General features: G+C 62.5%; 17 protein-coding genes. 9 read left to right on the forward strand and 8 right to left on the reverse strand.

From position 1 onward, the window contains the following. The 4 genes from LB566_RS09220 to LB566_RS09235 are packed head-to-tail and all read left to right on the forward strand — an operon-like array spanning nt 1 to nt 4,705. Nucleotides 1-723: an ATP-binding cassette domain-containing protein gene (locus LB566_RS09220; RefSeq protein WP_224624470.1), complete on the forward strand. Its 723-nt coding sequence runs from the start codon at nt 1-3 to the stop codon at nt 721-723. A 20-nt stretch (nt 724-743) separates the two neighbouring features. Beyond that, nucleotides 744-1,571 carry an extracellular solute-binding protein gene (locus tag LB566_RS09225; protein ID WP_224624174.1) on the forward strand — a complete coding sequence of 276 codons (828 nt, stop codon included), beginning with the start codon at nt 744-746 and terminating at the stop codon, nt 1,569-1,571. A 42-nt stretch (nt 1,572-1,613) separates the two neighbouring features. Next, nucleotides 1,614-2,741, forward strand: coding sequence for a molybdopterin-binding protein (locus tag LB566_RS09230; RefSeq protein WP_224624471.1), 1,128 nt, complete (start codon nt 1,614-1,616; stop codon nt 2,739-2,741). A 14-nt stretch (nt 2,742-2,755) separates the two neighbouring features. Further along, nucleotides 2,756-4,705, forward strand: a complete 1,950-nt coding sequence (locus LB566_RS09235; protein ID WP_224624175.1) for a molybdopterin biosynthesis protein — start codon at nt 2,756-2,758, stop codon at nt 4,703-4,705. On the opposite strand, the gene mobA is transcribed toward LB566_RS09235, so the two are convergent. Together mobA and LB566_RS09245 are read right to left on the reverse strand one after the other, a co-directional pair. Further along, a complete protein-coding gene (gene mobA, locus LB566_RS09240; RefSeq protein ID WP_224624176.1) occupies nt 4,689-5,330 on the reverse strand; it encodes a molybdenum cofactor guanylyltransferase MobA in 642 nt (213 codons plus the stop codon). The two genes, LB566_RS09235 and mobA, sit on opposite strands and share 17 nt — an antisense overlap. Then, nucleotides 5,320-6,204: a formate dehydrogenase accessory sulfurtransferase FdhD gene (locus LB566_RS09245; protein WP_411910471.1), complete on the reverse strand. Its 885-nt coding sequence runs from the start codon at nt 6,202-6,204 to the stop codon at nt 5,320-5,322. The genes mobA and LB566_RS09245 overlap by 11 nt, the downstream gene beginning before the upstream one ends. Before the next feature lie 150 nt (nt 6,205-6,354). On the opposite strand from LB566_RS09245, the gene glp reads away from it, so the two are divergent. The 4 genes from glp (at nt 6,355) to fdhF (ending at nt 12,554) form a co-directional block, all read left to right on the forward strand. After that, a complete protein-coding gene (gene glp / locus LB566_RS09250; RefSeq protein WP_224624178.1) occupies nt 6,355-7,611 on the forward strand; it encodes a gephyrin-like molybdotransferase Glp in 1,257 nt (418 codons plus the stop codon). A gap of 76 nt (nt 7,612-7,687) precedes the next feature. Next, nucleotides 7,688-7,939 carry a sulfurtransferase TusA family protein gene (locus LB566_RS09255; protein ID WP_224624179.1) on the forward strand — a complete coding sequence of 84 codons (252 nt, stop codon included), beginning with the start codon at nt 7,688-7,690 and terminating at the stop codon, nt 7,937-7,939. A 149-nt stretch (nt 7,940-8,088) separates the two neighbouring features. Continuing rightward, nucleotides 8,089-9,762, forward strand: a complete 1,674-nt coding sequence (locus LB566_RS09260) for an NAD(P)H-dependent oxidoreductase subunit E (protein WP_224624180.1) — start codon at nt 8,089-8,091, stop codon at nt 9,760-9,762. Further along, complete coding sequence (gene fdhF / locus LB566_RS09265; RefSeq protein ID WP_224624181.1) at nt 9,762-12,554, forward strand: formate dehydrogenase subunit alpha; 2,793 nt, start codon at nt 9,762-9,764, stop codon at nt 12,552-12,554. Before LB566_RS09260 ends, fdhF begins: the two co-directional genes overlap by 1 nt. 263 nt (nt 12,555-12,817) lie before the next feature. Here the strand turns inward: fdhF and LB566_RS30490 are convergent, their stop codons facing one another. The 3 genes from LB566_RS30490 to LB566_RS09280 all read right to left on the reverse strand — a co-directional run bounded on the left by LB566_RS30490 (nt 12,818) and on the right by LB566_RS09280 (nt 15,183). Beyond that, the gene (locus LB566_RS30490) at nt 12,818-13,192 is read right to left on the reverse strand and encodes an SH3 domain-containing protein (protein ID WP_318012833.1); all 375 of its coding nucleotides are present in this window, start codon (nt 13,190-13,192) and stop codon (nt 12,818-12,820) included. 327 nt (nt 13,193-13,519) lie between these two features. After that, nucleotides 13,520-14,875 (reverse strand): D-alanyl-D-alanine carboxypeptidase, encoded by a 1,356-nt coding sequence (locus LB566_RS09275; RefSeq protein WP_224624183.1) that lies wholly within the window; start codon nt 14,873-14,875, stop codon nt 13,520-13,522. 77 nt (nt 14,876-14,952) lie between these two features. Then, nucleotides 14,953-15,183 (reverse strand): hypothetical protein, encoded by a 231-nt coding sequence (locus LB566_RS09280; protein WP_224624184.1) that lies wholly within the window; start codon nt 15,181-15,183, stop codon nt 14,953-14,955. A gap of 245 nt (nt 15,184-15,428) precedes the next feature. Between LB566_RS09280 and LB566_RS09285 the strand changes: the two genes are divergently transcribed. Then, a complete protein-coding gene (locus tag LB566_RS09285) occupies nt 15,429-15,737 on the forward strand; it encodes a hypothetical protein (protein WP_224624185.1) in 309 nt (102 codons plus the stop codon). Between the two features lie 32 nt (nt 15,738-15,769). Here LB566_RS09285 and LB566_RS09290 read toward each other — a convergent pair whose 3' ends face one another. The 3 genes from LB566_RS09290 to LB566_RS09300 all read right to left on the reverse strand — a co-directional run bounded on the left by LB566_RS09290 (nt 15,770) and on the right by LB566_RS09300 (nt 18,091). Next, on the reverse strand, nt 15,770-16,462 hold the full coding sequence (locus tag LB566_RS09290; RefSeq protein ID WP_224624186.1) for an amino acid ABC transporter permease: 693 nt from the start codon (nt 16,460-16,462) through the stop codon (nt 15,770-15,772). Nucleotides 16,463-16,482: 20 nt separating this feature from the next. Continuing rightward, complete coding sequence (locus LB566_RS09295) at nt 16,483-17,199, reverse strand: amino acid ABC transporter permease (RefSeq protein ID WP_140552181.1); 717 nt, start codon at nt 17,197-17,199, stop codon at nt 16,483-16,485. A 64-nt stretch (nt 17,200-17,263) separates the two neighbouring features. Beyond that, on the reverse strand, nt 17,264-18,091 hold the full coding sequence (locus LB566_RS09300; protein WP_224624187.1) for a transporter substrate-binding domain-containing protein: 828 nt from the start codon (nt 18,089-18,091) through the stop codon (nt 17,264-17,266). Between the last annotated feature and the right edge of the window lie 9 nt (nt 18,092-18,100).

Genomic DNA, 18,100 nt, shown 5'->3' on the forward strand with positions numbered 1-18,100 from the left:
ATGCGAGCTGCTCAGAGCGATCTTCCACTTGTCTTCGATGACGTGTCGCTTGTCGCCGGTGCAACGACCATCCTGGACCGGGTGAACCTGACGATCGGGCCGCGCGCGCCGACTCTGGTCGTCGGCCCGAACGGTTCGGGCAAAACCTCCCTGCTGAGGCTCTGCATGGGGCTTGTTGCACCTTCTGCGGGAACCCTGACTTGGGGGGGACGAACGTTTTCCCCGCCGACACGGCGTGCGATCCTGTTCCAGAAGCCGGTGATGCTGCGCCGCTCGGCGGCCGCGAATGTCACCTATGCACTGGCTCAAGCCGGCTGTCCGCGCCGGCTCCGGGCCCCGCGCGCGGAGGAACTGCTCGAGCGCGTCGGTCTTCTCGATCTCGCGGCACGTCCGGCACGGCATCTCTCCGGTGGCGAGCAGCAGCGGCTGGCCCTCGTGCGCGCCTTGGCGCGCCAGCCCGAAATCCTGCTGCTCGACGAGCCGACAGCCAGCCTCGATCCGGCGGCGACGCGTTTTGTCGAGCAGATCATCATCACGGCTGCCCAATCGGGCACGAAGATCATCATGGCGTCGCACCACCTCGGCCAGGTACGCAGGATCGCGGGAGACGTCGTCTTTCTGCTCCGGGGGCGCGTTTGCGAGCACGCCGACGCCGACGATTTCCTTGACCGCCCCGCGACCCCGCAAGCCGCTGCCTTCGTGCGCGGCGAACTCGTGCTTTGATCAACTGTACCGAGATTGAGATGCTGACCCGCCGAATGTTCTCTGCGCTTATGGTCCTTCTGATGCTAGCGGGCGGCGCACCTGCCAAGGACCAGTCGATCGTCGTGGCGTCGACGACCTCGACCCAGGATTCTGGCCTGTTTGATTACATCCTGCCGCTGTTCGAGAAGAAAACCGGCATCGGCGTGAAGGTTGTCGCTCAGGGCACCGGTCAGGCGCTCGACACCGGTCGGCGCGGCGATGCCGACGTGGTCTTCGTCCATGCCAAGGCGCAGGAGGAGGAGTTCATAGAGGAAGGCTTCGGGGTGAAGCGCTTCGACGTGATGTACAACGACTTCGTCCTCGTGGGCCCCAAGAGCGACCCGGCGGGCATCAGCGGGACCAAGGACATCGCAGCCGCGCTGATCGCCATCGAAGCCAAGAAAGCGGCCTTCGTGTCGCGCGGTGACAGGTCCGGCACCCATTCGGCCGAATTGGGTCTGTGGAAGACGGCCGGCATCGACATCGAGGCGGCCAAGGGGCCGTGGTACAAGGAGATCGGGCAGGGCATGGGGGCGGCGCTCAACGCCGCGGCCGCGATGAACGCCTATACGCTTTCCGATCGTGGCACATGGCTGTCGTTCAAGAATCGTGGCGAGTTGGACATCGCCGTCGAGCGCGACAAGCGGCTGTTCAACCAGTATGGCGTGATGCTGGTGAATCCTCACAAACATCCAAACGTCAAAGTGGAGGCCGGCCAGCGCTTCATCGATTGGCTGGTTTCTCCGGAGGGCCAGAAGGCGATCGGAGAGTACAAGATCGACGGCCAGCAGCTCTTCTTCCCGAACGCGCAGCGCGAGCGTTCCTGAAGCTGGTTGCAAACAGGCTCGCGTCTGCTTCAATATCGCGCCATGACGAAAACGTTTTCTTCGACGGGCCCGCTGACTCCCCTGGAAGCGGCGCTCGATGCGCTGCTCGATGGTGTAATGCCCGTCACTCCCCGCTTGGTGCCGCTTGAACAAGCCCTAGGCTATGTCGCTGCCGGGATGCCGGCTGTCGTACCAGCTCAGCCTGCGCGAGACATCGCTGCCATCGACGGCTGGGCGTGTCGCGCCCTCGACCTCGTGGGGGCATCAGCCTATTCGCCCTTAGTTTTGCCGGTCGCGCCGATCTGGGTCGAGACGGGTGAGGCCATGCCTGAAAATCGCGACTGTGTGCTGCAGGCCGGCCTCGTCGATTGCAGTGGACCGATGATCCAAGCGGTAGCTGAAGCGGTGCCCGGTCAGGGTGTGCGCCGGGCGGGCGAGGATATGGCGGCGGCCCGCCCGCCAATGCTTGAGGGAAAGGCGATCGGCGTCGCCGACCTGCTGGTCGCCCGCAAAGTGGGACTGAGCCAGCTTGCCGTAAGGAGCCCGCGCGTGCGCGCGATCGACGTCGCCGCCGACAGCAACGAGACATTCTCCATGCGGCTCGTGGTCGAGAGCCTGAGTGCCTCGGGCGCTTCGGTTGCCGATATAGAGACCGTAAAGCGCGACGCGGCATCGATCATTGCCGCTCTGGATGGCGAGGCCTGCGATTTTCTGCTCCTGATCGGCGGTACTGGTGACGGCCACGCCGACGTGACCGCCGAGGCTCTTGGGCGGCGCGGGGTGTTGATTAGGCACCGCATGGCCTTACGACCCGGAGGGACAACGGCAATAGGCCGGCTCGGCAAGACACCGGTGGTCGCATTGGCCGGATCGCCGCTTCACGCTTTCGCCGGGTTCCTTGCGCTTGTCCAGCCAGTCCTGGACCGCCTGTCGGGCAGATCTGAACGGCCCGGCATCATCTTGCCGCTCTCGCGGAAAATCTCATCCGCGGTCGGACTTTACGAGCTCGTTCTGCTCGGGAAGGAACGGGATATGTGGACGCCGCTCGCCGTCGGCGACTTTTCGCTGGACGCCATGCGGCTTGCCGACGCCTGGCTTGCGGTCCCGGGCGATAGCGAGGGGTATGCCGTCGGCACGCCCGTCTCCGCCTTTCCGCTCCGCAACTTTTGATCGAGTGAGCCGCTATGACGAATTCTCCATCATCGGCCCAGCAGAAGAGCGGGCAGGAGCAGTTCCTGACGATATTATCGCGCGAAGCTGCGCTGGCGGGCTTCGAGGCAGCGCTGTTTCCCCGCCCGTTACCGACCGAGACGCGGACGCTGGCCGACGTGCTCGGGCTGGTTCTTGCCGAAGACGTGGCGGTGCCGGTCGACGTGCCGCCCTTCGACCGCTCCAATGTCGATGGCTTCGCGGTACGTGCGGCCGACCTGGCTGCCGCCTCTGAAACCCGTCCCGTTCGGCTTGAGCTGAATGCGGAAGCGATTGCCTGCGGCACGGTTCCGCAACTCCCCGTTCTGACCGGAACCGCCACGTCCATCGCAACCGGCGGGCCGCTGCCGCGTGGCGCGGACGCGATCGTCATGGTGGAGCATACCCATCCGGTGGGGTTGAGTGCCATCGAGGTGGGGCGCGGCATCTCGCCCGGCCAGTTTGTCTCCAATGCAGGATCTGACATGGCGCGAGGAGAGGTCGTGCTGCGCACCGGAACGCAAATCGGCTCGCGCGAAATCGGCATGCTCGCCGCGTGCGGAATCGCACAAGTGGCCGTGGCGCGCAGGCCACGCGTGGCCGTGCTCTCCACTGGCGATGAACTCGTTCAGCCGGGCGAGCCACTGCGGGCGGCCGGCATCTATGATGCCAACGGACCGATCATCGCTGCGGCGGTCACTGAAAATGGCGGCGAAGCACATTTTCTCGGTGCCTTCCCAGACGACGAGGCAACGCTTGAGGCGGCTATGCGCGAGGCGCTCGCCGCCCACGACGTACTGATCCTGTCGGGCGGCACGTCCAAAGGGGCAGGGGATGTCACGCATCGCATTATCGGCCGACTGGGCAAGCCCGGCATCATCGCCCACGGCGTGGCGCTGAAGCCCGGAAAGCCGCTTTGCCTGGCGGTGTGCGGGGGCAAGCCGGTCATCGTCCTGCCGGGATTTCCGACCTCGGCCATGTTCACCTTCCATGATATGGTGGTACCCGCCCTGCGGCGCATGGCGGGGCTGTCGCCGCGCGTCGATGCTCAGGTCACCGCAAGGCTTCCGTTGCGGGTTCCTTCCGAACTCGGACGGACCGAATTCGTGATGGTCTCGCTTGTGCAAGGGCAGGGAGGATTGACGGCCTATCCGACTGGTAAGGGCTCGGGAGCGATAACATCCTTTACCCAAGCCGACGGCTTCATCCGCATCGAGGCCCTGGCCGATCACGTGCCTGCCGGTGCCGACGTGCCGGTAACGCTGTTCACGCCGCGGGTCCGCGTTCCCGACCTCATCGTCATCGGCAGTCATTGCGTCGGCCTCGATCTGGTCGTTGGCGAACTTTCGCGCCGCGGGATTTCGGTGCGCTCGCTGTCTGTGGGAAGCCTGGGCGGTCTTGCGGCGGCCAAGCGCGGCGAGTGCGATCTCGCTCCCATCCATCTCTTCGACCCGAAGACGCGGAACTACAACGCGCCCTTCCTCGGTGACGGTCTCGAACTCGTGCCAGGCTGGCGGCGCATGCAAGGTTTGGTGTTCCGCCGAGGTGACGAGCGTTTCGAGGGCCTCGGCGCGGAGGACGCGGTCCATGCCGCGCTCGCCGATCCCGATTGCATGATGGTCAACCGCAACCAAGGCTCGGGAACGCGTATACTGATCGACCAACTCCTCGGCGCGGAACGCCCGGACGGCTACTGGAACCAGCCGCGCACACATAATGCCGTGGCCGCGGCAGTGGCGCAGAAGCGCGCCGACTGGGGCGTCACCATCGCGCCGGTCGCGCGTGCGGCCGGGCTCGGTCTTATCCCGTTGACCGAAGAGCACTACGACTTCGCGCTGGTTTGCGCGCGAAAGGATCGGCCCGCGGTGCACGCGTTCCTCGAAGTTCTCCAGACCGACGAGGTGCATTCGGCGCTGGAGCGCGCGGGATTCAGCCGGCCGGGTTAGCGGCAAGCAGCGCGGCCAGCCGCTCGGCTTCGGCGAGGTCGTCGACCGTGTTGGCGTTGAAGAACGGGTCCACCGGCTCTGCCGGCCAGGACACGGTGGCAAGGCCGTAGCGGGTGGTCCACCGGTCGATCTTGCGCAGGCCCTCTTTGGTCAACGCATGCCGCAATTCGTCCCGCAAGGCGACTTTCCAGAGCCCGATGACAGGATGCGCCTGACCGCCGGATGCCGCCACCGCCAAATCCGCCCGCTCGGTCATGCGCGCCCGCTGGAGACGTGCAACGAGGTCGCGCGGCAGGAAAGGACAATCACCGGCGGCGCTGACCACCCACTCGACGTCGGGCCTGTTGTCCGCCGTCCAATCGAGCGCGGCGAGCATGCCGGCGAGCGGCCCCGGATAACCCTCGATCGTGTCGGCGACGACGGGCAGGCCAAAACGGGCGAAGCGAACGGGGTCGCCATTGGCATTAAGAACGAGCCCGTCGCATTGCGGTCCCAGCCGTTCGATGACATGCTCGAGCATCGTGCGTCCGCCGATCACGCGCGTCGGCTTGTCGCCGCCGCCCATGCGCCGACCCAGACCGCCGGCGAGAACGACGCCCAGCGTCTTGGGCCGCTCAGTCGTCATGCTCGGCACCCTTGCGGCGGTGGCGCGGCGCTTCCTCGCCGACCGAAGCAAGGTCCTGGTCGAAGACGATCCGCTCCTGGCCCGAAAGTGCGGTGAAGCGCTTCCCGCGCGCCCGGCCGACCAGCGTCAGCCCCACCTGGCGGGCCAGCGCCACGCCCCAGGCGGTGAAGCCGGAGCGCGAAACCAGTATGGGAATGCCCATCCGAACCGTCTTGATCGTCATCTCGGAGGTCAGCCGCCCGGTCGTGTAGATGATCTTATCCCCCGGATCGATGGCGTGGCGGTACATCCAGCCGGCGATCTTGTCGACAGCGTTATGGCGGCCGACGTCTTCCATATAGCAGATTGGCGTGCCCTTCCTGCAAAGGACGCAGCCATGGATGGCACCTGCTTCCAGATAGAGCGACGGCGTGGTGTTGATCTTGTGCGTCAGCTCGTAGAGCCAGGAGGTGCGAAGCTCAGCAGGCGGGAGCGTGATGTCCTCGATCGCCTCCAGCACGTCGCCGAAGGCGGTGCCTTGGGCGCAACCCGAGGTCTGCGTTCGCTTTCGGAGCTTCTGCTCGTAGTCGGTGTTGCGCTCGGTGCGAACGACCACGACCTGGAGGTCCTCGTCATACTCGACGTCCGTCACCACATCGGTGGGCAGAAGCATGTTCTGGTTCAGCAGATAGCCGAGCGCGAGATATTCAGGGTAGTCGTTGACCGTCATCATCGTGACGATCTCCTGAGCGTTGAGATAGAGCGTCAGGGCACGTTCGATCGGTACGCGGACCTCCACCGTCGCGCCTGTATGGTCGACGCCCGCAACCAGCTCCGTCAGCCGTTGGTCTTGCGGATCGGGTGTGATGATGGCGTGTTCCGGTTGGCGTAGCATCAAATGCATGGCAGTCTCCTGACGTCGTATTCTGGCTCGCGCCTGCGCTAGCTTGCCGTATCTTACAGGCTGTTCAACCGAAGCTGATTAAAAAAAGCCGGATTGATGCGATTACGAAGAAGCCGGCACGCTCGTAGAGTGGGAATATAAATGGCGCAAATCTCGGATGACTGCTTCGCTTTCGGCGGACAGATGCGGCCCATCGACGAGACTGCCGCGCTGATCGCCTCGAAACTCAGCGCCGTACAGGAGGTCGAGACGGTCCCGCTCTTGCTGGCGGATGGGCGCGTCCTGGCAAAAAAGATGGTAGCCTCGCTGCCGCTGCCGCCCTTCACGAATTCCGCGGTCGACGGCTACGCCGTGCGAGGGGCAGACCTGCCGCAGGCTGTCGAGACGGCGTTCGCCGTTGCCGGGAGGGTTCAGGCCGGCATGGCGGCGAATGAACCTGTGCCGCCGGGCCAGACGGTACGCATCTTCACTGGCGCTCCAATGCCCGACGGGGTCGATACGGTGTTCATGCAGGAAGACGTGAGCATCGACGGCTCGGGCAGGATCCTTCTCCCGCCCGGCCTGAAAAAGGGTGCCAATGTACGCCCTGCGGGTGAAGATGTCGCATTGGGCGAGGCCGTCCTCCCGGCGGGCCACCGGATGCGGCCGCAGGATATCGCGCTCGCCGCCGCATTGGGGCTCACCGAACTCCAGGTCAGGCGCAGGATACGCGTGGCAGTGTTCTCGACCGGGGACGAAATCGTCGCGCCGGGAGACATGCGCGGACCGGCGCAGCTTTTCGACTCCAACCGTTTCATGCTGACGGCGATGCTCGCTCGACTCTGCTGCGACACCACCGATCTCGGTATCCTCGTGGATGACAGTAGCCTGATCGCTGAAAAGCTGAGCGAAGCGGCATTGAGCCATGACCTGATCCTGACTTCGGGCGGTGTGTCGACGGGCGAGGCAGATTGCGTGAAGGCCGCCGTCGAGAGTGCCGGAACCCTGGTGTTCTGGCGCGTCGCGATCAAGCCGGGCCGGCCGGTCGCCATGGGGGTGATCGATGGAACCCCGCTGATCGGACTTCCTGGCAATCCGGTGGCGAGCTTCGTCACCTTCGCGCATATTGCCCGCCCGGCAATCCTCGCCCTTGCGGGGGCCCTCCAGCAAACGCCGACCCCGATCGCGATGCGGGCCGCCTTTTCCTATAGCAAAAAGCAGGGACGGCGCGAGTATGTGCGAGCAAGCGTACGCACGGCCGCGGATGGTAGCTACGAAGTGACGAAGTTCCCCAGGGAAGGCGCAGGACTGTTGTCATCGCTGGTCGCGACCGACGGTCTCGTCGAATTGGGAGAGGAGATAGTCCGTGTCGAGCCCGGTCACACGGTCCAGTTCCTCCCCTATTCCAGTCTTATGTGAGAGCCGTCGGACCGCGTCCTCGAAACGAGAGCCGCCACCCGGGCTCGATTGACGGGGCCAGGCCCTGTCGGGCATCATGCCGACCATGATAACCACGACGAAGTTGGATCTGACCGGGCTTAAGTGCCCTTTGCCAGCACTGAAGACTCGTAAGGCACTGAAAGCCTTGAAGCCAGGCGAGCGGCTCGAGGTTCACTGCACGGACCCGCTGGCGGTCATCGATATCCCCAATCTGCTCAACGAAATGGGCGAGCGACTTGAAGCGACGGAACGCGACGGCGACCGCGTCGTGTTCATGATCGAAAAGACGCAGCCCGCGACGATGTGACGAGTTGCACCCCGTCGGCGGCGGCGCCAAGATTTGCGAGGCAATGCTTGCGCTGGTCGTGCAGGGGACATGTCGTGCCTCATAGTCGACATCCTGGCCCGTGGGATATCGTTAAGAGGTAAGAGCGTTTCACTCGGGGAGGTGAGCACATGACGATCCAGGAACGACGGCCGCGCGATCGCGGACCAAAGGGCAGGCCGCTGGATGACGCCGCGCTCGCCGAGGTCCAGGCGCTCCTGGGCGCGCGCCAGCGACGGCGCGACTTGCTGATCGAATTCCTCCATCTGATCCAGGATCGATATGGCTGCCTGTCGGCGCGGCATTTGCGGGCGCTGGCGCAAGATATGCGCTTGTCGCAGGCCGAGGTTTACGAGGTGGCGACCTTCTACGACCATTTCGACGTTGTGAAGGAAGGCGAGATGCCGCCTGCGCCGTTGACAATCCGCGTGTGCGATTCGGTGAGTTGCATGCTGGCGGGCGCCGACACCCTCCTGGCCGAATTGCAAGCGGGCGCCGATCCAGCGGCGATCAGGGTCATGCGCGCACCCTGCATGGGCCGTTGCGCTGGCGCGCCTGCCGCGCGTATCGGCGATCGCGAGATCGACCAGGCAACCGCCGAAGGCCTGAGGCGCATGGCCGCGGCAGCGGAGACCGGTGTGAGCGTGCCCGATTATGTCGGGCTGGAGGCGTATCGGCAGGCGGGCGGCTACCAGCTTTTGCAGCGGGTACGGATTGGGGCGCTGACCACGGACGAGCTCATCGCCACCCTGGGCGATGCAGGCTTGAGGGGTCTGGGCGGTGCGGGTTTTCCGGCTGGCAAGAAGTGGCAGTTCGTACGCTCCTATCCGGGCCCGCGTTTGATGTCGATCAATGGCGACGAGGGTGAGCCCGGCACGTTCAAGGACCGCATCTATCTCGAGCGAGATCCGCACCGTGCCTTTGAGGGTGCATTGATCGCGGCGCACGCCGTCGAGGCGGAGCGGATCTATCTTTACATGCGTGACGAATACCCTGCGGTGCTCGCCATTCTTCGCGAGGAGATCGCCGCGCTCGAGGCCACCGGTATCGTCAAGCCCGGCTTCATCGAACTCCGCCGCGGCGCTGGCGCGTATATCTGCGGCGAGGAGAGTGCGATGCTGGAAAGCATCGAGGGCAGGCGCGGCATGCCGCGCCACCGCCCCCCCTACATCGCCGAGGTCGGCCTGTTTGGACGACCGACGCTCAACCATAATGTCGAGACGCTCTGGTGGATCCGCGACATCGTCGAAAAGGGCGCGCAATGGTTCGCTGCCCAGGGCAGGCCCGGCCACCCCGGCATCCGCTCATGGTCCGTGTCCGGCCGGGTGAAAAGTCCCGGTGTCAAGCTGGCGCCGGCCGGCGTCACGGTGCGCGAATTGATCGACGACTACTGCGGCGGCATGGCCGACGGTCATGAGTTCAAGGCCTATTTGCCGGGCGGCGCCTCAGGCGGCATCCTGCCAGCGGCACTGGGGGACATTCCGCTCGATTTCGGCGGCGATCTGGCCAAGCAGGGGGCCTTCGTCGGCTCCCATGCTATAGTCGTGTTCTCGCGGGCCGACAATATAAAGCAGGTCACGCTCAACCTCATGAAATTCTTCAAGCATGAGAGCTGCGGGAAGTGCACGCCGTGTCGCGAGGGAACCGAAAAATTGGTGGCTATCTTGCAGGAGCAGGGCCCCATGCCGGAAGACAAGATTCGCGACCTCGAAGCGGTGATGCGCGATTCGTCGATCTGCGGCCTGGGCCAGGCGGCGCCCAATCCGATCAATCATCTGCTGACGCATTTCCGGAGTGACCTCTGATGGCCGAGAGCGTGGTATTCACCCTCGATGGGCAAACCGTGAGCGCCGCCCCTGGCGAGACTATCTGGGACGTCGCCAAGCGCCAGGGCACAAAGATTCCGCATCTGTGCCATGTCGATATGCCGGGCTATCGCCCCGACGGCAATTGCCGCGCCTGCATGGTCGACGTCGAAGGCGAGCGCGTGCTGGCTGCCTCCTGCGTTCGCCAGCCTTCCGCCGGCATGGTCGTGAAAACCGATACCGAACGCGCCCGCAAGTCGCGCGAGATGGTATTCGAGCTCCTCGCAAGCAACATGCGACCGGCGAGCGACGGTCCGGACAACCAGTCGGCGTTCTGGCAATGGGCCGGTTCGATGGGGATTTCGGGCAGCCGCTTCAATTCGAAGTTCGCCGGGGATGGCGTGGAGCCGGAATTCGACATCACCAATCCGGCCATTGCCGTCAATCTCGACGCCTGCATCACCTGCGGCGCTTGCGTGCGCGCCTGCCGCGAGGTGCAGGTCAACGACGTGATCGGCATGGCCGAGCGCGGCAATCACTCGGTTCCTGTCTTCGATATGCACGACCCGATGGGCCTGTCGACCTGTGTCACCTGCGGCGAATGCGTCCAGGCTTGCCCGACTGGTGCGCTCTACGAGAAATCGCTGATGGACGAGACCGGCAAGACACGTGTCGTCCAGGCGTTCGACAAGGTGGTCGACACGGTTTGCCCGTTTTGCGGCGTCGGCTGCCAGACGCAGGTCGCCGTCAAGGACAATAAAATCGTCCAGGTCGACGGCCGCAACGGCCCGGCGAACGAGAACCGGCTCTGCGTCAAGGGCCGCTTTGGCTTCGACTATGTGATGTCGCCCGAACGGCTGACGAAGCCGCTGATCCGGCGCGACGACGCGCCGAAAGCCGGCGACATTGATCTGCGCAGTGTCGACCCGCTGACAGTGTTCCGCGAGGCAAGTTGGGAAGAGGCGCTGGAGCGCGCCGCCAGCGGGCTGAAGCGCATCCGCGACCAGCATGGTGGCAAGGCGCTGGCTGGCTTCGGCTCGGCAAAGGGGTCGAACGAGGAGGCCTATCTCTTCCAGAAATTCGTCCGGCAGGGTTTCGGTACCAACAATATCGACCACTGCACCCGGCTCTGCCATGCCTCTTCCGTGGCCGCTCTGATGGAGGGCGTTGGCTCTGGCGCGGTCTCGGCGCCTTTCATGGACGCCATGAAGGCCGAATGCGTGATCATTATCGGGGCGCGGCCGGCGACAAACCATCCAGTGGCGGCCACCTATTTCAAGCAAGCGGCAAAGCGCGGCACCAAGCTGATCGTGATGGATCCGCGCGGCCAGGAACTGATGCGCCATGCCAGCTATGCACTGCGCTTCAAGCCGGGCAGCGACGTGGCGATGCTCAACGCGCTGCTGCACGTCATCATAGAAGAGAGGCTCTATGACGAGCAGTACATCCAGGCCAATGTCTCCGGCTTCGAGGCGCTGAAGGCAAAGGTCAAGGATTTCTCGCCCGAGGCGATGGCTCCCGTCTGCGGCATCGAGGCCGGTGTGCTGCGTGAGGTGGCGCGCACCTATGCCAAGGCGGAACGCTCGATGATTTTTTGGGGTATGGGCATTTCGCAGCACACCCACGGCACGGACAATTCGCGCTGCCTGATCGCGCTGGCGCTGATCACCGGTCATGTCGGGCGCGCCGGCACAGGGCTGCATCCGCTGCGCGGCCAGAACAACGTCCAGGGCGCCTCGGACGCAGGCCTCATCCCGATGTATTTCCCCGACTACAAATCGGTGGAGAATGCCGACATCCGCGGCCAGTACGAGAATTTCTGGGGCCAGACGCTCGATCCCAAGCGCGGCTTGACCGTCGTCGAGATCGTCGACGCGATCCATGACGGCGAGATCCGGGGCATGTACATCATGGGCGAGAACCCGGCCATGTCCGATCCCGACCAGAGCCATGCGCGCGCCGCGCTCGCCAAGCTGGAGCATCTGGTTGTTCAGGACATCTTCCTGACCGAAACAGCGTGGCATGCCGACGTGGTGCTCCCTGCCTCCGCGCATGCGGAGAAGCTCGGCACTTACACCAACACCAATCGGCAGGTGCAGATCGGCCGGCCGGCCGTTAACCTGCCCGGCGAGGCGCGGCAGGACCTCGATCTCATCATCGAGCTTGCCAGACGCATGGGGCTGGGCTGGAACTACGGGCACGTTTCGGATGTTTTCGCCGAAATGGCGCAAGTAATGCCGTCGCTGAAGCACATTTCCTGGGAGCGCATCGAACGCGAGGAGTCCGTCGTCTATCCTGCCGATGGTCCTGATGTTCCTGGCAACGAGATCGTCTTCACCACCGGGTTCCCGACCGCGGATGGCCGCGGGCGCATCGTGCCCGCCGACCTCCTGCCTCCCGACGAGGTGCCCGATGACGAATATCCGCTGGTGCTAACCACCGGGCGCCTGCTGGAGCACTGGCACACGGGCGCCATGACGCGCCGCGCCGGGGTGCTCAACGCCATCGAGCCCTACGGCATTGCTGCGATGAATCCCTACGAGATCAAGCGCCGCGGCCTGGCGCAGGGAGACGTTATCAACGTGGAGACGCGGCGCGGCATCGTCGAAGCCATTCTGCGGGCCGATCGAGAGGTCGCCGATGGTATGGTTTTCATGCCGTTCTGCTTTGCCGAGAGCCCGGCCAACATGCTTACCAACCCTATGCTCGATCCTTACGGCAAGATCCCGGAGTTCAAATATTGTGCCGCACGGATCGTGCCGGCATCGAGATCGGTCGAAGCTGCCGAATGATGTTTGGAAACTGCCCGCGGAGGTAGTGTTCGGCAATGGCTGACTTGAGGAAGTCCATTGCTCGACGGCCGCCGGAATAGTCGGGCAGGCCGTTGCGAAGGCTCGCGACAGGTGGGTGGGGCTCTGTCGCCGGCCAGATGTGAGCCACGGTTGTGCGGAACGCCCTCAACTAGGCGTTCTTCTCGCGAGGTTTGATTTGGCTGAAGGCGACGCGAGACGCCATCACCGGCGAACCAGCAGCAGCCTTCCGACGAGTGCTGCTGTTAGAGTGTATCGTCAGGATAGATGCCCCAAAGGCGGGTTTGCCTGACGAAGCCTGCCAGCGAATTGACCGCGACCCTGCACCATTGCCCGTCGCAGCGCACCAGTTCGACAATTACTTCCGGCGCCAGCCAAGCGGTGACGAGGCTGGAGACCGAAGGCTTCCGGCGCAGCGCGATCTTGTCCTTGCCCCATGGGGCGGTTACAGCGGTCCTTCGCCCCGAAAGAAGCGGACCGAAGACCCAGCCGGATGTTCCCTGCCAGTCTCGCACGCGCCGCCAGTTTCCATATTCCTGGTAGATTTCAAGCGGAATCCTGGGCCGGACATAAACCCATTCGACGTCATATTGGGTGCCCGGTCCGACCCGCATATTCACAGGAGAACTTTTCAGCGACACGAAGCGGGGCAAGGCAATCCCATTGGCGGCAGCTTGAGGGCCGGCCTTTGTGACGGTTGCAACACATAGTGCAGCGATGAGGCAACAACGAAGGAGGCTACCCCTGACGAAAAAGCCGCAACCGGTGTCTTGATAAGTTGACGAGACGACGTTGCTTCGAGGCGCACGACCGCGGCGTTTCACAGCGAAGCCCCATGCGAAGGATCGAAGAGGGCTCGAGGACATCTTTCCATATTGCCGCATGGTCCTGGTGAGACGACCTCGGGAGAAGCGAGTTGCAGCGTTCGCATGGACGTTCGGTCCCACCTACCGAGTGAGCGCGTAGCAATCGATGTTTTTGAGCGCCAGTCGCCCGCAAGCGCGCCACGCTTCCGACTTGTTGTCGAAGCCGGCATATCGGGCGCGGTAGTACACATCGCCGTCTTTTTCGAAGGCCTCGGTAAAAGCAGAAGTATTCGAAAGCAGTTTTGGCGCCTTGCGAGCCGCTAGTGAAAGGATTTCACGAGCTGCGGCCTTGCTTGGCATCGATCCAATCTGGATGATCCATTGACCTTCGTGGGTGGAAGCGGTGCTCATCGGATCGATGGCATCAGCAGACAACGCCTGCTCCCTGGGTACATCGCCCATCGCCTTAGCCGCGACAGCGGCTCGGGAATCGGTCACTTGAGCCGGCTTCCACGTCGGAGTGGGCACCGGTGCGCTCGAAGCCGCGGACGCGACCAATGCGCTTTCTCCGCCACGATCGATCCTGAACCGGTCGGGACCGTTGGAAGCCTTGGCCAGATAGCGGCTGATGAGACGCTTCATGCGCGCATCTCGGCTCCTGGCCGTCTGTCCGCCCATCACCACCGCGACGATGCTGCGGCCCTGCGCCTCGACGGAAGAGACTAGGTTGAAGCCCGAGGCATTCGTGTACCCCGTTTTGATCCCATCCACGCCCTTCACCCGGCCGAGCAGATGGTTGTGGTTGCCGAAGCGCCGACCTTTGTATTTGAAGGATCGGGTGTTGAAGTAGGAATAATAGCCAGGATGATGATCCCTAAGCGCCAGGCCCAGACGTGCCATGTCGCGTGCCGTGGTCTTCTGGACGGTATCGGGCAGTCCGTTGGCGTTCCTGAACGTGGTGGAGGTCATTCCCAACTGTCGTGCTTTTTGCGTCATGAGACGTGCAAAGCCGGCCTCCGACCCGCCGAGGAACTCGCCAATGGCCGTCGCGGCATCGTTGGCGGACTTCGTTACCAGCGCCAATATGACCTGTTCGACGGTGATCGTTTGACCTTGCTTCAGTCCGAGCTTGGAGGGGGCCTCGTTGGCGGCGTTAACCGACACCGGTATTGCCGTGCCTTTCGAGATCCTGCCGCTCTCTAGCGCGTCGAAGACGAGGTAGAGCGTCATCATCTTGGTGAGAGACGCTGGATAGCGCGGAGCGTCCGCATGATCCCTGTAGAGGGTCTTGCCGGTCTTGGCATCGATGACAATGCCAGAAAATCTGGAATTGGCCTGCACGGCGGAAGCAGAGGCGGCGCAAAACACGATGACGACCGAGATCCTCAAGGCGAATTTCAACAATGACGCCGGGAAGGCGACAAGCTTCTCCAATACCAGATACATCCGCCCGCCCGTCGCCGCTCCGTGTAAAATGTGGCCGAGCGATCCGGCCATCGGATCACGAAGCTAGGCAGGCACCGTTACCAATTGGTTATCGCATTCTTAACGAGAGGCCGCAAATTGTCGCGGCTCTACCCCTCGATCTCGGGCTCGTATGGTGGCTTTGCCGGAGCGAGGAAATCCGATCTCACCCATTCGGCGAATTTGCCGTTTGAGATGCCGTTCTCCTTGCTGCAGTCATTGCGTCCCGATTCCACGAAGGTGGACTCTCCCTTGTAGCAGCCGGCATTGGAATAGCCGGTTATGCGCGACCATTCGTGGTCCGTCTCGTAGACGATGACCGTCTCGCGATAAAACAGCATCCCGACGATGCCGCATTCCATCGATGGACAACTGCGCCGCTTAGCATTTTCGCCAGCGACCCACATCCGGTTTTCTGCTTGCGCGGGTTGGACGAAAGCCACGAGGGCCGCCAACAACGCGGTCGCAACCAATACGGCCCTCCGCATCTCGGATTCAGGTCCGCCTGCTATCCGACGAGAAGTCATGCGCCCCTGCGCCAGGTCGTCCATATCGAAAACAGCAGCACGTCCTTTGGAACGGAGGGATGCCAATTGCTGAAGAACTCTCACGCCTGCACTCCGCCAATATCGATATCGGCACTTTATCTTTGGTCAGCAAGCTGTCGACCAAAATCGCGATCCGTTCGATGTTTCGGAATGAAGGCACGCCCAATCCGCGGCTCCGGCGCTGGCCAGTGCCGCGCCAGATAAGGTCGGTCGCCGGGGCGGTTCGCGGACCTGGCGATGCGCGGCTCGAGGCAAATCGGATCAAAATCACCGATACATATATCGACTACTTGCGCTTCTCCTCAGGCTTTCATACCCAAAAGAACTGCCTTCCAGGTGTGGCCTGATATTCGAAGCCTGAAGATTCTATTCCACATCCTCACGTCCGTACCCTGAGGGCTTGCTCCAGCCTGTCGGCGATCTGTGTGACGATATAGGCAATCACCATGTAGATCACGACGGCAATCACGAAGGCTTCGAGATAGTAGAAATTCAACGCGGCGGTCAGCTGTGACTGCGCGAAGATATCGACAACCTCGATGGCGAATCCAAGTGAAAGCGCCTTCATGATAACCATCATCGAGGTTGTCAGATCGGGAATTGCTGTCAGGGCGACCTGGGGAAATAGCACCCGTCGAAACAGTTGGCCCCTTGTATAGCCAAGCGAATAGGCTGCGTCTGCCTGACCGGTGTCAAAGGCGTTGAGGGCTCCTTTGATAATCTCCGCCTGGAACGCGGCGACACAGCCGGTCACCGCAATGACAAGGATAACCCAATTGGGCGTTTGGTGGGCGTTGAAGTCTATGCCAACCAATGCAAACGGAAACTGGAGCGCGGGGGGAAGACCGAAATAGGCGAGAAAGATCACGATCACCATCGGAACGCCCTTGAAGACGACCTTGTAGGCGATGACGAGCTCTCGCAGTGCGGGAATCCGTCTATGTTCCACGAACGCAAACAGGCTGCCGACCATCGTCGAGAGCACGAAGATCGCAAGGGCCATTGCAAGCGTTACGGGTACGGCGCCCAGAATTTCCCGCGAGTCCTGGAGCAGGATATCGGTATCAAACATGGTCAAATACCCTTGTTAGGTCACACGCTCGCGATCAGTGTGTTCTTGATCTGAGCAGATGTCGTAGCCTCTGGTGCCTGCATCGGGGAACGAAGCTCGAAGAAGCGGACGATGAGCCATGCGATCAGGCACATCACCGAATAGATGACCGCCAGCACGAGATAGGTTTCGAACTGGTACTGATTATAGTCGCGCTCCATGATCAAATGCGCGGTCGCCATGACATCCGCCGCCCCGATGTACATCACCAGCGCAACGTTATGGATCAGGTAGATGACGGAGTTCCCGTAGCCCGGCAACGCGAAGTGCACTGCTTGTGGCCCGATGACCCGCGTGATTTTCTGGCGAAAGGTATATCCAAGACTGTCTGCCGCATCATGCTGGCCGCGATCGACGGCCAGATATGCAGGTCGCAGGACTTCTGACAGGTAGCCGCCGTGATAAAAGCTCAATGCCACCATCGCAGCGATCGTCGGCGAGAAAAAATCTTCTGAGCCGAACAGGATTACCAACAAGGGAAGCCCGTAAAACGCAACGAACAATTGGAGGACGACGGGAACACTCCGGGCATAGGATACGTAGAGGTCCGCCAGGTGACTGATCACAGCTACCCTGCGGACCCGGAGAGTTGTCGCGAGGAGAGCGAGGCAGAACCCAGCAATGAGGGCCGTAAAAGTGATGGCCAGCGTTAGCGGCAACGCCGAGAGCAACTCGGGAATCATAGCAGAGACATCCACCTTGAACACTCCTTCTTGCAGTTCGGCCTTGCCGCTAACATCCAAACGCAGTTGAGGACGCTTGTTACTTCATGTATTTCACGATGTCCTCGCCGAACCACTTCCGTGAGAGCTTGTCGATCGTGCCGTCGTCCTTCAGTTCCTTGAGCACCTTGTTGACGTCCTCGGCCAGGACCTTGTTTTCCGCTGATCGGTGAATCAGCATGTAGGTGTTGTTGCTGTAGACCGGATCGGATGCGACGATATCGAGCTTCTTATTGTCGATGACCGTCTGCTCACCGAGGTTAGACGGTAGAACCAATGCGTCGAACTTGCCGTTCTGAACTTCATCCAGGCGGTTCGGGTAGGGGATCCCGGCGCTCGATGCCGTGACGTCGAGCTTGTATTGCGGATTCTCTTTCTGCCAGTTCATGATGAACTTGTAGGTTCCGCCACCGGCCGTGGTCGGAACGATCCTCTTGCCGACCAGGTCCTTCATTTCCTTTATGCCGCTGTCTTTCTTGCTATAGATTTTCATCAGACTGGCGCCCATCGGGTTCTCTGGAATGATGAATTGCTTCTCTCGCTCGGGCGACTTGTAGTAGCCACCTACGGCGATGTCGTACTTCCCGGTGGCAAGGCCGGTTTCCTGGGCGATGTCAGAGACACCTTCCATTTCGAACTGGTACTGCGGCAGCTTCGCATTGATCGCCCTCAGAAGATCGGGCTCGTAGCCTTGCGGCTCGACGCCGATCGCGCCCCAGGCCAGCGGCTTGGATTCGGCAGACGTCGCGATCTTGATCGTCCGGACGGTCTGACCATAGCCGATCCCTGCGGTTGCGAGGGCAATTGCGATGCCACCAGCGACGGCCAGGACCTGGCGGCGGGAAAAACCGGATGTGATTGCAGACATTTCTTGGGT

Origin of the sequence: Mesorhizobium sp. CA13 (assembly GCF_020165235.1) — a bacterium.
Lineage (GTDB): Bacteria > Pseudomonadota > Alphaproteobacteria > Rhizobiales > Rhizobiaceae > Mesorhizobium.

What these genes read in the sequence shown, in the direction of transcription:
- LB566_RS09220 (WP_224624470.1), top strand. Translation starts at nt 1, where the DNA reads ATGCGAGCTGCTCAGAGCGATCTTCCACTTGTCTTCGATGACGTGTCG.
- LB566_RS09230 (WP_224624471.1), top strand. Translation starts at nt 1,614, where the DNA reads ATGACGAAAACGTTTTCTTCGACGGGCCCGCTGACTCCCCTGGAAGCG.
- LB566_RS09300 (WP_224624187.1), bottom strand. Translation starts at nt 18,091, where the DNA reads ATGTCTGCAATCACATCCGGTTTTTCCCGCCGCCAGGTCCTGGCCGTC.
- LB566_RS09255 (WP_224624179.1), top strand. Translation starts at nt 7,688, where the DNA reads ATGCCGACCATGATAACCACGACGAAGTTGGATCTGACCGGGCTTAAG.
- mobA (WP_224624176.1), bottom strand. Translation starts at nt 5,330, where the DNA reads ATGACGACTGAGCGGCCCAAGACGCTGGGCGTCGTTCTCGCCGGCGGT.
- LB566_RS09275 (WP_224624183.1), bottom strand. Translation starts at nt 14,875, where the DNA reads ATGGCCGGATCGCTCGGCCACATTTTACACGGAGCGGCGACGGGCGGG.
- LB566_RS09260 (WP_224624180.1), top strand. Translation starts at nt 8,089, where the DNA reads ATGACGATCCAGGAACGACGGCCGCGCGATCGCGGACCAAAGGGCAGG.
- LB566_RS09280 (WP_224624184.1), bottom strand. Translation starts at nt 15,183, where the DNA reads ATGCTGTTTTATCGCGAGACGGTCATCGTCTACGAGACGGACCACGAA.
- LB566_RS09285 (WP_224624185.1), top strand. Translation starts at nt 15,429, where the DNA reads ATGCCAATTGCTGAAGAACTCTCACGCCTGCACTCCGCCAATATCGAT.
- LB566_RS09225 (WP_224624174.1), top strand. Translation starts at nt 744, where the DNA reads ATGCTGACCCGCCGAATGTTCTCTGCGCTTATGGTCCTTCTGATGCTA.
- LB566_RS09245 (WP_411910471.1), bottom strand. Translation starts at nt 6,204, where the DNA reads ATGCTACGCCAACCGGAACACGCCATCATCACACCCGATCCGCAAGAC.
- fdhF (WP_224624181.1), top strand. Translation starts at nt 9,762, where the DNA reads ATGGCCGAGAGCGTGGTATTCACCCTCGATGGGCAAACCGTGAGCGCC.
- glp (WP_224624178.1), top strand. Translation starts at nt 6,355, where the DNA reads ATGGCGCAAATCTCGGATGACTGCTTCGCTTTCGGCGGACAGATGCGG.
- LB566_RS09290 (WP_224624186.1), bottom strand. Translation starts at nt 16,462, where the DNA reads ATGTTTGATACCGATATCCTGCTCCAGGACTCGCGGGAAATTCTGGGC.
- LB566_RS09235 (WP_224624175.1), top strand. Translation starts at nt 2,756, where the DNA reads ATGACGAATTCTCCATCATCGGCCCAGCAGAAGAGCGGGCAGGAGCAG.